This is a genomic window from Streptomyces sp. NPDC031274 (genome assembly GCF_055570235.1).
The window spans coordinates 163,867-177,442 of record NZ_JBVIHP010000019.1 but is presented as its reverse complement, the minus strand read 5'-3'; the positions used below and the strand labels follow the sequence as shown (position 1 = coordinate 177,442).

Annotated in this window: 10 protein-coding genes; 6 read left to right on the top strand and 4 right to left on the bottom strand. The window is 70.2% G+C overall.

Annotated features, from left to right (window positions below; all coding sequences use genetic code 11):
* Positions 1–8 precede the first annotated feature (8 nt).
* Both cofD and ACZ5CR_RS28640 read left to right on the top strand, forming a co-directional pair.
* On the top strand, positions 9–965 hold the full coding sequence (gene cofD / locus ACZ5CR_RS28645; RefSeq protein ID WP_453533449.1) for a 2-phospho-L-lactate transferase: 957 nt from the start codon (positions 9–11) through the stop codon (positions 963–965).
* Positions 962–2,344: a coenzyme F420-0:L-glutamate ligase gene (locus ACZ5CR_RS28640; RefSeq protein WP_468862491.1), complete on the top strand. Its 1,383-nt coding sequence runs from the start codon at positions 962–964 to the stop codon at positions 2,342–2,344. The genes cofD and ACZ5CR_RS28640 overlap by 4 nt, the downstream gene beginning before the upstream one ends.
* A 220-nt stretch (positions 2,345–2,564) precedes the next feature.
* On the opposite strand, the gene ACZ5CR_RS28635 is transcribed toward ACZ5CR_RS28640, so the two are convergent.
* From ACZ5CR_RS28635 to ACZ5CR_RS28625, 3 genes are all read right to left on the bottom strand, one after another.
* A complete protein-coding gene (locus ACZ5CR_RS28635) occupies positions 2,565–3,575 on the bottom strand; it encodes a DNA-3-methyladenine glycosylase family protein (protein WP_468862489.1) in 1,011 nt (336 codons plus the stop codon).
* Positions 3,576–3,680: 105 nt separating this feature from the next.
* Entirely contained in the window at positions 3,681–4,763 is a 1,083-nt protein-coding gene (gene manB / locus ACZ5CR_RS28630; protein WP_468862487.1) for a mannose-1-phosphate guanylyltransferase, read from the bottom strand.
* 117 nt (positions 4,764–4,880) lie between these two features.
* On the bottom strand, positions 4,881–6,359 hold the full coding sequence (locus ACZ5CR_RS28625) for a peptidoglycan recognition protein family protein (protein WP_468862485.1): 1,479 nt from the start codon (positions 6,357–6,359) through the stop codon (positions 4,881–4,883).
* Positions 6,360–6,497: 138 nt separating this feature from the next.
* Here ACZ5CR_RS28625 and ACZ5CR_RS28620 point away from each other — a divergent pair, with 138 nt between their 5' ends.
* The 4 genes from ACZ5CR_RS28620 to ACZ5CR_RS28605 all read left to right on the top strand — a co-directional run bounded on the left by ACZ5CR_RS28620 (position 6,498) and on the right by ACZ5CR_RS28605 (position 12,432).
* Positions 6,498–7,265 carry a TIGR03089 family protein gene (locus tag ACZ5CR_RS28620; protein WP_468862484.1) on the top strand — a complete coding sequence of 256 codons (768 nt, stop codon included), beginning with the start codon at positions 6,498–6,500 and terminating at the stop codon, positions 7,263–7,265.
* Positions 7,266–7,389: 124 nt separating this feature from the next.
* Complete coding sequence (locus ACZ5CR_RS28615; protein WP_468862482.1) at positions 7,390–8,724, top strand: LCP family protein; 1,335 nt, start codon at positions 7,390–7,392, stop codon at positions 8,722–8,724.
* A 226-nt stretch (positions 8,725–8,950) separates the two neighbouring features.
* Positions 8,951–10,699, top strand: a complete 1,749-nt coding sequence (locus ACZ5CR_RS28610) for an LCP family protein (protein WP_468862480.1) — start codon at positions 8,951–8,953, stop codon at positions 10,697–10,699.
* 92 nt (positions 10,700–10,791) lie between these two features.
* Positions 10,792–12,432 (top strand): LCP family protein, encoded by a 1,641-nt coding sequence (locus tag ACZ5CR_RS28605; protein WP_468862478.1) that lies wholly within the window; start codon positions 10,792–10,794, stop codon positions 12,430–12,432.
* Positions 12,433–12,493: 61 nt separating this feature from the next.
* On the opposite strand, the gene ACZ5CR_RS28600 is transcribed toward ACZ5CR_RS28605, so the two are convergent.
* The gene (locus tag ACZ5CR_RS28600) at positions 12,494–13,534 is read right to left on the bottom strand and encodes a glycosyltransferase family 2 protein (protein ID WP_468862475.1); all 1,041 of its coding nucleotides are present in this window, start codon (positions 13,532–13,534) and stop codon (positions 12,494–12,496) included.
* Positions 13,535–13,576: the final 42 nt, after the last annotated feature.

Below are 13,576 nucleotides of genomic sequence, written 5' to 3'. Positions count from 1 at the left end.
TTGGGTCCATGCGCATTGTGGTCCTGGCCGGCGGTATCGGCGGCGCCCGTTTCCTCCGCGGGCTCAAGAAAGCCGCGCCTGACGCGGACATCACCGTCATCGGCAACACCGGTGACGACATTCACCTGTTCGGTCTCAAGGTCTGCCCCGACCTCGACACCGTGATGTACACGCTCGGCGGCGGCATCAACGAGGAGCAGGGCTGGGGGCGTACGGACGAGACGTTCAAGGTCAAGGAAGAACTCGCCGCGTACGGGGTCGGGCCCGAGTGGTTCGGCCTCGGCGACCGGGACTTCGCCACGCACATCGTGCGGACGCAGATGCTGGGCGCCGGATTCCCGCTCAGCGCGGTGACGGAAGCGCTCTGCGAGCGGTGGCAGCCCGGTGTGCGGCTCATCCCGATGTCGGACGACCGCGTCGAGACGCATGTCGCCGTCACGGTCGACGGCGAGCAGAAGGCCGTGCACTTCCAGGAGTACTGGGTGCGGCTTCGGGCGTCCGTGGACGCGCACGCCGTCGTGCCGGTCGGCGCGGACCAGGCCAAGCCCGCGCCCGGCGTCCTGGAGGCGATCGCCGACGCGGACATCGTGATCTTCCCGCCGTCCAACCCCGTGGTGAGCGTCGGGACGATCCTCGCCGTGCCGGGGATCCGCGAGGCCATCGCCGACGCGGGCGTGCCCGTCGTCGGGCTCTCCCCCATCGTCGGGGACGCTCCGGTGCGGGGCATGGCCGACAAGGTGCTCGCCGCGGTGGGCGTGGAGTCGAGCGCCGCCGCGGTCGCCGAGCACTACGGGAGCGGGCTGCTCGACGGGTGGCTCGTCGACACGGTGGACGCGGGGGTCGTGGAGCGGGTCGAGTCGGCGGGGATCCAGTGCCGGGCGATTCCGCTGATGATGAGCGACATCGACGCAACCGCCGAGATGGCGCGTGCGGCGCTCGCCCTCGCGGAGGAGGTGCGGGCGTGAGCTCTTCCTCCGATGCCGTTGGCATCGCCGGTGCCGGGGCCTCGCCGTCGTTCCGTGTGTGGGCCGTTCCCGGGCTGCCCGAGGTGCGGCAGGGGGACGATCTCGCCAAGCTGATCGCCGCCGCCGAGCCGGGGCTCGCCGACGGTGACGTACTCCTTGTCACCTCGAAGATCGTCAGCAAGGCCGAGGGGCGGATCGTCGAGGCGAGCGACCGCGAGGCGGCCATCGACGCGGAGACGGTGCGGGTCGTCGCGCGGCGCGGGACGCTGCGCATCGTCGAGAACCGGCAGGGCCTGGTGATGGCCGCCGCCGGTGTCGACGCGTCGAACACGCCGTCCGGGACCGTGCTGTTGCTGCCCGAGGACGCCGACGCCTCGGCGCGCGCGGTGCGGGACGGGCTGCGGGACGCGTTGGGCGTGGACGTCGGGGTCGTGGTCACGGACACCTTCGGGCGGCCCTGGCGCAACGGCCTCACCGATGTCGCCATCGGGGCCGCGGGCGTGCGGGTCCTCGATGATCTGCGGGGCGGGGTGGACGCGTACGGCAATCCGCTGAGCGCGACGGTCGTCGCCACCGCGGACGAGCTGGCCGCCGCCGGGGATCTGGTGAAGGGGAAGGCCGCGGGGCTGCCGGTCGCGGTGGTGCGTGGGCTGCCGCATGTCGTCAGCGGGAGCGGCGGGAACGGGGAGTCCGGTGGCTCCGGTGGCTCCGGTGGGTCCGATGAAGGGGCCCGGGTCATGGTGCGGAGCTCGCGGGACGACATGTTCCGGCTCGGGACGTCCGAGGCCGTGCGGGAGGCGGTGACACAGCGGCGGACCGTCCGGGAGTTCACGGACGAACCGGTGGACCCCGGGGCCGTGCGGCGGGCCGTAGCGGCGGCGGTGACCGCGCCCGCACCGCATCACACGACGCCGTGGCGGTTCGTCCTCCTTGAGTCCGAGGAGTCGCGGGTGCGGCTGCTCGACGCGATGCGGGACGCTTGGGTCGCGGACCTGGAGCGGGACGGGAAGTCCGCCGATTCCGTCGCCAAGCGGGTGCGACGGGGCGACGTGCTGCGCAAGGCCCCTTACCTGGTGGTGCCTTGTCTCGTCATGGACGGCTCCCATACGTACGGGGACGAGCGGCGGGACGCGGCGGAGCGGGAGATGTTCGTGGTCGCCGCGGGGGCCGGGGTGCAGAACTTCCTGGTCGCGCTCGCCGGGGAGCGGCTGGGCTCCGCGTGGGTTTCGTCGACGATGTTCTGCCGGGATGTCGTACGGGACGTGCTCGGGCTTCCGGGGTCGTGGGATCCGATGGGGGCGGTGGCTGTGGGGCATGCGGCGGGTGAGCCTGGCGCTCGGGCCGCGCGGGATGCGGAGGACTTCGTCCAGGTGCGGTAGCTCGCCGGGGGCGTTGAGGGGGCTGGGGGGGGCTTGGGGGGGCTCAGCTGGGGCTCTGCGCTTGGCTGCGGGCGCGTGGGGGCTTGGCGCGCCGTTCCTCGCGCCCCTTACGGGGTTACCCGGCTTCGTCGGGTGCGGGTTTGGTGTGGTTGCTCGCGCCGTTCCCCGCGCCCCTTACGGGGCTGGTTGCTCGCGGTGCTCCTCGCGTTCCTGACGGGGCTCAGAGCTTGGCTATGTCCGTCTTTGGCATCTTGGGAGTTCTGCGGGACGGGGTGCGGCCGCTCAGGAGGATGAGGCGGGCCGCTCGGTGGCGTTGGCCCTCGTAGGGGGTGAGGAGGCGCAGCATCTCCTCGTCGTCCGCCTCGCGGTTGCCCGACAGGGCGTAGCCGACGATTCCCGGCAGGTGGAGGTCGCCCACCGTGACCGCGTCCGGTGCGCCGTTGCTCCGCTGGATCGTCTCCGCCGACGTCCACGGGCCGATGCCCGGGATCAGTTCCAGGCGGGCCTGGGCCTTGAGCGGCTCCATCGCCGCCGCCTCCTCCATGTGTCCGGCCACCCGCGCCGCCCGCAGGATCGTCGACGCGCGTTTGTCGTCCACTCCCGCCTTGTGCCACTCCCAGGACGGGATCAGGGTCCAGGTCCTCGGGTCCGGCATGACGTGCATGCGGAGCTGCGCGGGGACCGGGCCCGGGGCCGGTTCGCCGTACTTGCGGACCAGGAGGCGCCACGCGCGGTACGCCTCGTCCGTCGTGACCTTCTGTTCCAGGATCGACGGGATCAGGGACTCCAGGACCAGGCCCGTGCGGAGCAGGCGGAGGCCTGGGCGGCGGTGCGCCGTCGCCGCGAGGAGGCGGTGGCGGGGGGTGAAGTCCTCCGGGGTGTCCGACTCACCGAGGAGGTGCGGGATTTGGTCCAGGAGCCAGGCGGCTCCAGGGCCCCAGGACTCTGCCTCCACCGTGTCGCCGCGCAGGGCCACCCTGAGTGTGCCGGGGCCCTGCGGGGTGCGGCTGGCCCGCCATGCCGAGCCGTCCGGGGTCACTCTGAACGTGGGGTCCGCCGGGCCCCTTCGCAGGGGGCCCAGGGTCAGGCCCATGTTCAGGGGGTAGGGCGGGGTCCAGGTGCGGGTCCGGCCCGTCGTCTGTTCGCGGGGTACGCCCTGGGGCACGACCGTTTCGCCGCCGCGCACTGTGGTGCGGGTGGGGGTGGAGCGGGGGGCGAAACGGGATGACATCTGTACGAGGGTAGGGGCTTTCCTCGTCCCCTACCCCGCCCTACCGTCATCACCGGCTCCGCCGAGTCCGTCCTCAACCACCGGACGGGCCGGAAGCCCGGAGCTCTACTGGTCCGACGAGAACCGCACCGCCCCCGCCGGGACCCGCGCCCCGCACCACACCCGTACGCCGTCGCGCAGTTCGTTGTCGGCGCCGACCTCCGCGCCGTCGCCGATCACCGCGCCCGCGAGGACCGTACGCGCGCCCACCCTCGCGCCCGCGCCGACCAGTGAGTCGGTGATCACCGCGTTGGGTTCGACGACCGCGCCCGCGAGGACCGTGCTGCCGTCCACCCGTGCGCCCTCGCCGACCACCGCGTCCTCGCCGACGACCGTGCCGCCGGTGAGCTTGGCGTCCGGGGCGACCGTGGCCGAGGGCAGGATCAGGCGGTCGCCGCAGCGGCCCGGGATCGCCGGGGACGGGGCGCGGCCGAGGACCAGGTCCGCCGAGCCGCGTACGAAGGCCTGGGGTGTGCCCAGGTCCAGCCAGTACGTGGAGTCGACCATGCCCTGGAGGTGCGCACCGGAGGCGAGGAGGTCGGGGAACGTCTCGCGCTCCACGGAGACCGGGCGCCCTGCCGGGATCGTGTCGATGACCGAGCGCCGGAACACGTACGCGCCCGCGTTGATCTGGTCGGTGACGATCTCCTCGGGGGTCTGCGGCTTCTCCAGGAAGGCCTGCACCCTGCCCGTCCCGTCGGTCGGCACGAGGCCGTACGCGCGAGGGTCGTCGACCTTCGTGAGGTGCAGGGAGACGTCCGCTCCCGACTCCTCGTGCGTGGTGACCAGGGCCCGGATGTCCAGGCCCGTGAGGATGTCGCCGTTGAAGATCAGGACCGGGTCGTCGGGCCCTGATCGCAGGCGCGACGCCACGTTGCGGATCGCCCCGCCCGTGCCGAGGGGCTCGGTCTCCGTGACGTACTCGATGTGGAGGCCGAGCGCCGAGCCGTCACCGAAGTACGGCTCGAAGACCTCGGCGAGGTACGAGGTCGCCAGGACGATGTGCTCCACGCCTGCCGCGCGCGCCCGCGCCAGCTGGTGGGTGAGGAACGGGACGCCTGCCGCCGGAACCATCGGTTTGGGGGTGTGCACCGTGAGCGGACGCAGCCGGGTGCCCTTGCCGCCGACCAGGAGGATCGCTTCTGTCACCTGTCGTCTCTGCTTCCTGCTGGGGCCGGCCGAACTTGAGTCACGGCCGGCCAGTGTATGCAGATGGCTTTGCAGATCGTGCAGCGTGCTGTGCAGGTCGTGCGGTGTGCCACAGACTCAGCGGCCCTGGTAACGGGCCGAGGTGGACCGGGCCTTGCCCAGCTTCTTGTACAGGCGAATACCGGGGCATTCCGTGGCGAAGCCGTCACGGTGCCCGGAGATCACATGGAGCCGGACGTTCTTGCCTTTCGTGTACAGATTGCCACCCCCGGACTTCAGATATGTCGATCCTCGCGGGTTCGCGCCGTACAGGCCGAGCTTCCAGGCGGTCAGCCGGGCGATCGCTTTCACGACGGCCGCGGGCGGGTTGGAGTAGCCGAAACTGCCGAGGACGGCGATGCCCGTGCTGTTGGTGTTGAAACCGAGAGTGTGGGCCCCGAGGACGGGCTTGGCCACACCTCCGGCACGTCCTTCGTAGATGTTTCCGCACTTGTCGACGGCGAAGTTGTAGCCGAAGTCACGCCAGCCGAGGCTCTTGACGTGATAGCGGTAGATGCTGCGCAGAACGGACCCCGCCTGCGAGCAGCTGTAGTTGTTGCCGGACGCGCTGTGGTGCACGAAGGCCGCCTTCACCGTCTTCGTGTACGCGAACTTCTTCTCGCGGAGCTTCTCGTTCGCGCCCCAGCCCTTGCGCGTGACGATGCGCGGCCGGGGGCCCACGTAGGGCCTTGCCTTCCCCGCGGCCTCCGGTCCGCCGCGGGACGCGACGAGGTCGGACTCCGTCTTCTTCTTGCTGAGCGCGGGGATGACGTCCGCGCCGAGCGGGGCGAGGCCGGCGTTGGCTTCGGAGGCGGCCGCGGTCTCGGCGGTCAGGGTCGTGGCGGCTGCGCCCTTGGGCCGGATGCCCTGCGGGGGCGGCTCGGCGCCGGGGTCGACGAGTTCGAGGCGCAGGCCCGCCGGTAGAGCCTGCCCGGCGGAGGGCTCTGCCGCCGCGCGGTGCTCCACCGTCGCGCCTCGCTGCCGCACCGTCTCGCCCGACTGCCGCACCGTCTCGCCTCGCTGCCGCACCGCCTCTCCCCGCTGCCGCGCCGGATCACTTCGCTGCTCCGCCGCCTCTCCCCGGACGCGGATCTCGACGCCGTCCGAGTCGCCGACCCACAGGGGCGCCGTGGAGCCGCGGGTCTTGCCCGAAGCACGCTCCTCGGCGTCCGGGTCAGCCGCGTGCTCGTGGTTGTGCGTCTCCACGGGCTGCCAGGCGGACCAGGTGCCGGTGCCGCTCGCACGGGTGCGGACCTGGACGCTGCCGTGCAGTTCGTCGTCCGGGTCGTCCCAGATGACGCCGACGAGGGAGAAGGGCTTGACCTCTCGCTGGAGCAGGCCCTGTTCGCGGGAGGCGCCGCCGCCCTGGGAGCGGTCGGAGCCGAGTGAGGTGAGCGGGAGGGACTGGGTGCTGCCCGGGACCGATTCCGCGGATCGTTGGGACGGCGACTGGGGGGCCGGGGTCACGGCGCGGGCGCCGGACGACGGCAGGGTGAGGGGAAGCGCCAGGGCGGCCGCGCACGTGACGCCGATCGAAGAAGCTACAAATCCACGCATACGTCTGATAGTCCGCGCTTTTTGACATATCTGTCCATTGGGGAATTGACGGACCGTCGGTTCGTGTCCGCCGAACCGGTGGCCCGCGCTCCCCCGCCACGCCCGGGGTCACCAGGGCACGCGCGTACCCTTGCGCCCGTGAACGCCACTGACCGCACCCCTGCCGACCTGCTGCGATCCGCGCTCGCCGCGGACCCGGGCCGCCCACTGATCACCTTCTACGACGACGCCACCGGTGAGCGCGTCGAATTGTCCGTGGCCACCTTCGCCAATTGGGTGGCCAAGACCGCCAACCTGCTCCAGGGAGATCTCGCCGCCGAGCCGGGCGACCGGCTCGCGCTGCTGCTTCCCGCGCACTGGCAGACGGCGGTCTGGCTGCTCGCCTGTTCGTCCGTCGGTGTCGTCGCGGACGTGGGCGGCGACCCGGCCGGTGCCGACCTCGTCGTCAGCGGCCCTGAAACGCTCGACGTGGCGCGGGTCTGCTCCGGCGAGCGGGTCGCGCTCGCGCTCCGGCCGCTGGGCGGGCGCTTCCCGCAGGCTCCCGAGGGCTTCGCCGACTACGCGGTCGAGGTGCCGAGCCAGGGCGACCGTTTCGCTCCGTACGCCCCTGTCGACCCGGACGAGCCCGCCCTCGCCGTCGCCGGGGGCGGCGAGCTGACGGGGGCGCAGCTGGTGGAGCGGGCCCGTGCCGACGCCGACGCGCTGGGGCTCGCGCCCGGCTCCCGGCTGCTCTCGGGCCGGTCGTACGACACCTGGGAGGGCCTGAGCTCCGGCCTGTACGCCCCGCTGGCAGCCGGCGGCTCCGTGGTGCTCTGCCGCCATCTCGACCAGCTCGCCGACGGCGGCCTCGCCAAGCGCGTCGAGGACGAGCGGGTCACCGCCACCGTCCCCGCCCCGGCGAAGTAACCGGCCCCCTCCGTCCCCCGTTCGGCTCACCCGAGCCCCCGGCCCGCAGGCCCCCGGCGTCCCGTCGGTCCATGGTCGTAAGACGCACCATGCACCGACGTCGCTATGAGGGGTGGACGTACACGTGTCCGACACCGCAGGCCCGCCCGCCGGACCGGAGCACTCGGATCCGGACGGCGCGCCGCCTGAGCCGCCGGCCACGTACGCACCCGGCGCGGGCTCGAGCCCCACGGGCGAGGGCGTGGCCCGGCGCAGGCGGCGCTGGCTGCGCTGGACGGCCATGGGAGCGGCCGGGCTCGTGCTGGTCGCCGGGGGCGCCGGGTGGGCCGTCTACAACAAGCTCGACGGCAACATCACCAAGGACACCGACGCCGCGGCGGAGCTGGCGCGCTACGACAAGGAACGCCCGACGGCGCTGGTGCACGGCGCGCAGAACATCCTGCTCATCGGCTCCGACACCCGGGCCGGGCGGGGCAACAAGAAGTACGGGCGCGATCCGGGGACCCAGCGCTCGGACACCACGATCCTGCTGCACCTCGCGGCCGACCGGAAGAGCGCGACCGCGGTGTCGATCCCGCGGGACGTGATGGTGGACCTCCCCCGCTGCCGCAAGAGCGACGGGTCGCGGACGCGGGCGCAGTTCGCCCAGTTCAACTGGGCGTACGAGTTCGGCGGGACGGCCTGCACCATTCGTACGGTCGAGAAGATGACGAAGATCCGCGTCGATCACCACATGGTGGTGGACTTCGCCGGCTTCAAGGACATGGTCGACGCCGTCGACGGCGTACAGGTCTGTCTCAAGCGGCCCATCAACGACACCGACGCCCATCTGAAGATCGCCGCTGGCAGACAGACCCTCAGCGGCGAGCAGGCGCTCGGCTATGTACGGGCCCGCAAGAGCATCGGCAACGGCAGTGACACCGACCGGATGGACCGCCAGCAGCAGTTCCTCGCGGCACTCGTCAACAAGGTGCAGAGCAATGACGTCCTGCTCAATCCGGCGAAGCTCTATCCGGTTCTCGACGCGGCGACTTCTTCGCTGACGACCGACCCGGCACTGGCGAGTTTGCGTGGTTTGTACGAACTGGTGCGCGGCATGCGCAACATCCCCACAGAACAAGTGCAGTTCCTCACCGTGCCCCGGCGGTCCTATGTCTACGACGCCAATCGGGATGAACTCGTCGAGCCCGCGGCGGACGAACTCTTCACCCGGCTCCGAACAGACGCACCCCTCCAAGTGAGCCGCGAAGAACCCAAGACCTCACCCAGCCAGGAACAGGCGGATGGCGCTCATGACGGGGCCGACACCTATGAGGACTCGGCGGACCACGAGGACTCGGACGGTTACGACGACTCCGGTGCCGACTGGAGCGACGAGAAGCCGGACGGCCCTTCTCCGTCGCCGAGCCCCGCTCCCACTTTCCGGGGCAACACGGCTGCCGGAACGACCTGCGAGTAAAGCCATGCTCAAGCGCAAGACCGCCCGCACAAAGAAATAGGGCGGATTGCCCAGTTGTATGGGAGTGGAATGTGTCACCGACGTCGTTCAGCGCTGAACTGGCCGGATAGTGTGAGCGATCCGGTGCGCCCGGCCCTTCAAGCCGCGCACCGTTGAACGACTGACCGAGCGCCTTACTTGAGGGGGGAAAGGCGCCGCGTGGCCCCGACGGAGGACGCAGACAACCGTGGACGCGCAAGGCCGTGGGCGGGCGGAGAACATCGACCCCGCAGACCAGTGGGTACTCAACCCGGACACCGGCGATTACGAACTGCGACTGAGCCCTTCCGGAGGGCAGTCGGCAGTGCCTGGACCTCGCTCATCTCGCTCATCACAGCGGTCCTCACCACGCCAGGGAACGCGCGGCCGTGAAGGCCGACGCGACGGGCGCCGTGATGAACGTGATGAACAGCGCGATGTGCCGCCGCAGCGCAGACGCCGGGCTCCGCAGCCGGAGGCCGCGGCCGGACGGCGCAAGCAGAAGCCCAAGAAGGCCAAGGGCAAGAAGATCCTGATGTGGACGGCAGGATCGCTCGCCCTCGTCCTGGCCGTCGGGGGTGTCAGCGCGTACCTCTACTACGAGCACCTCAACGACAACATCAACTCGATCGCCGACGACGGCGCGAGCACCGGCGGCTTCAGCAAGGACCGCGCCATCAACATCCTGGTGATGGGCACGGACAAGCGCAGCGGCGCGGGCAACGAGAAGTACGGCGACAAGGGCAGTGTCGGTCACGCCGACACGACGATCCTGCTGCACGTCTCCAAGGACCGTACGAACGCCACCGCGTTGAGCATTCCGCGTGACATGATCACGGACATTCCGGACTGCCCGACGACGATGGAGGACGGCAGCAAGAAGACGATCTCCGGCTCTCAGAACGTCCGCTTCAACGAGAGTCTCGGACAGAACGACCGCACGCCCAGCTGCACGATGCGTACGGTCACCGAGATCACCGGGATAGTCCCCGACCACTTCATGGTGGCCGACTTCAACGCCGTGAAGACGCTCTCCAGCGCGGTCGGCGGCGTGGACGTCTGTCTGGCCAAGGACATCGACGACCCGGACTCGCACCTGGATCTGCCCGCGGGCAAGCACACCATCGAGGGCGAGGAGGCGCTGGCGTTCGTCCGCACGCGTCACTCCGTGGGCACCGGCGGCGACTTGAGCCGCATCGAGCTGCAACAGCAGTTCCTCAGCTCGCTGATGCGCAAGCTCAAGTCGAACGACACGCTGACCAGCCCGACGAAGATGATAAAGCTGGCCGAGGCGGGCACCGAGGCGCTCTCGGTCGACTCCAAGATCGCGGACATCATGAAACTCCGCGACCTGGGCATGGAGCTCGGCAAGCTCGACATGAAGAACCTGACCTTCGCGACCGTGCCCGTGGTCGACAACCCGGCGGAGAAGGTCCACACGACCGTCGTCGTGAACGAGGCCAAGGCCGACCCGCTGTTCTCCATGATGCGCGCCGACGAGTCCCTGACCGCGGTGAAGAAGAAGGAGAAGAAGGAGAAGGCGGAGGTCGCGGCGCGCCTCAAGGGCAGCAAGTCCGCCGCCTCCGACGTGCGGGTCAACATCTACAACGGCAGTGGCAAGACCGGCGCCGCTCAGGCAACTCTCACGTACTTGCAGAACACTGAGGGCATGTCCAAAGCAAGCCAGCTCGGCAACGCGCCGTCCGACCTCAAGAAGACGACGCTGGAGTACGCCCCCGACCAGGCCGACGAGGCCCGGCGGCTCGCCGACGTCATGGGGCTCTCCGGCTCCGCGATGAAGCCCGGCAAGAGCGAGAAGAACTCGCAGGGGCTCCCCGCCATCAAGCTGACGCTCGGCGGCGACTTCAAGGGCGCGGGGGTTTCGATCAGCGCCCCGTCGAAGGCGCCGGAGGACATCCAGAAGGTTGAAGCTGACAAGACTGTGTGTGCCAAGTGACCTGAAGCGGCCATTCTGCGTCTAACAAGGCGCAGGATGGCCGTAATTCGGGGTGGCGCGGGGAGCGCCGGTAGCGCGGGGAGGGGCAGGGGATGGGGAAGAGCAGCGTGCGTGGGGAGGGAGCGCGAGAACGCGCTCCGCACGCCAGTGATCTTGGCTTGGAAGAGAGCCCGGCACCCGAGGGTGCGGGGCACTCGACGGACGGCGCAGGTCAGAGGCATCGCCATGGGGGTGGCGGCCGGGCTCCACGTCCGAGAAGACGCCGGATACTCCGCTGGTCGGCGACGATTCTCTCGGTGCTGATACTCGGCACGGCCGGCGCCGGATATCTCTGGTACCAGCACTTGAACAACAATCTGAAGACCGACGATCTGAACCTCGGTGAGGACCGGGCTCCCGAGCCCACGCCGAACGCGGCGGGCCAGACCCCGTTGAACATCCTCCTGATCGGCTCGGACGCGCGGGACTCCAAGGAGAACCAGAAGCTCGGCGGCGCCAAGGAGACCTTCGGCGGCACACCGCTCGCCGATGTGCAGATGCTCCTGCACCTGTCGGCCGACCGCACGAACATGTCGGTCATCAGCATGCCGCGCGACACCCTGCTCGACATTCCCAAGTGCACCGACCCGGACGACGGCAAGGTCTACGCGGCCTCGACGCAGCGGACGATGACGAACCAGACGCTGGGCCGCGGCGGCCCCGGCTGCACGGTCGCCACCTGGGAGAAGCTCACCAACATCCACATCAACCACTTCATGGAAGTGGACTTCTCGGGTGTGGTCGACATGGCCGACGCCATCGGCGGCGTACCGGTCTGTGTGGACGCCAACATCCACTCGCGCGACAGCCAGGGCCACGGATCGGGCCTGAAGCTCGAAAAAGGCACCACCGACGTCAAGGGCAAGCAGGCCCTGCAGTGGCTGCGCACCCGCTACGGCTTCGACGGCGGCACCGACATCAGCCGGGCCAAGGCCCAGCACATGTACATGAACTCACTCGTGCGGGAGCTGCGCGAGAACGCCGGTCTGGGCAGCCCCAACAAGCTGCGCAAGCTCGCCGAGACGGCCACCAGCGCGCTCAAGGTCGACGACGGCCTCGGCACCGTCAAGAAGCTCTTCGACCTGAGCAACGAGCTCAAGAAGGTCTCGCCGGAGCGGACCACGATGACGACCATGCCGTTCGAGTACGTGGGCGCGCGCGTGATCCCCAAGCCGGGCGACGCCGAGCAGCTCTTCCGCCTCGTACGCGACGACATCTCACTGGACGGCAAGGGCAAGAAGAAGCCCGCCAAGGAGAAGGCCTCGGACGATCCGGCGGCCGACGACGGCGAGATCGCGGTACAGGTGCAGAACGGCACCCGCACGGACGTGGAGGCCCCGGTCAGCGGGCGCGCGAGCGCGGTCACCCAGATCCTCGCGGGGAAGGGCTTCACCAAGGCGACGGCCGACATGACGTCGGCTCTCGCGCAGGAGAAGACCGTCATCAAGTTCCCGAGCGCCGACCTGGAGGGCGACGCTCAGAGGGTCGCCAAGTCCCTTGGCATGAAGCTGAGTTCGGTGAAGAAGTCGACGGACGTCTCCGGGGTCACCCTGGTCGTCGGTGCCGACTGGCGGGAGGGGAACGCCCCTCCCAGGTCGAAGCAGGACGACAAGACGCCGGACTCGGCCGAAGCGCTCAACGGCTCGGACAAGAAGGCGTGCATGCACGTCGACCCGAATTTCACCTGGGAGTGAGCATCCCCGCTCGTCCGGCTGTGCTCAGGCCTCGCTGAGAACAGCCGGACGCCGGGAGTGCTCAGGCCTCGCTGAGAACAGCCGGACGCCGGGAGGCGATGACCTTCTTGGCGAGCGAGCGCGGGCTGGTCAGGAAGCCCCAGCCCCACGACATGTGCATGGTCGCGAGCGCCACCGGGATCTGGAGCCGCGCCTTCAGCGGAAGCCCCTTGCCCGCGGGCAGTGAGCCCGCCGCGATCGCCGCGAGGTACCCGGCGGGGACGACGAAGCCCCAGGGGGTCACGAGCGCGCCCACCACGACCCCTGCCGCGATCGCGCAGACGGCGGTCGGCGGCGCGAGGTAGCGCAGGTTGATGGAGCCCTCGTGGTAGCGGGCGACGACGTGCCGCCAGCGGCCGTAGTCCTTGTACTGCTTGGCGAGCGCCTTCACGCTCGGCCGCGGGCGGTACTGCACCTTCAGCTCGGGCGAGAACCAGATGAGGCCGCCCGCCTCGCGGATGCGGAAGTTCAGCTCCCAGTCCTGGGCGCGGATGAACTCTTCGTTGTAGCCGCCCTGCTGTTCGAGGGCCGCGCGGCGGAAGACACCCAGATACACGGTCTCCGCCCGCTGGGCCTCGCCGCCGGTGTGGAAGGCCGCGTTGCCCACGCCGATCTTCGACGTCATGGCGGCGGCGACCGCGTGCTCCCAGTCGTTCTCGCCCTCGGCGTGCATGATGCCGCCGACGTTCTGCGCGCCGGTCTCCTCAAGGAGGCGTACGGCCGTCGCGATGTAGCCGGGCGACAGGATGCCGTGGCCGTCCACGCGCACCACGATCGGGTGACTCGATGCCTTGATGGCGGCGTTCAGGGCCGCGGGCGTGCGCCCCGTGGGGTTCGGGACGGTCTGCACCCTCGCGCGATGTCCCGCGGTCTCGGCGACCAGCTCGGCGGCGATCTCGTCCGTGCGGTCCGTGGAGGGACCGAGCGCGACGACGACCTCCATCTCACCGTCGTACTCCTGCTCGAGGATCGCGGAGACGGCAGCACGCAGGTGCCGTTCCTCGTTGAGCACCGGCATGATCACGGATACGGCAGGAAGCTGCACGTCGGGGGTCGCGTTCATCGGCGCCACGTTACCGCGAATGGGGGACACCGGCGCGCGCCG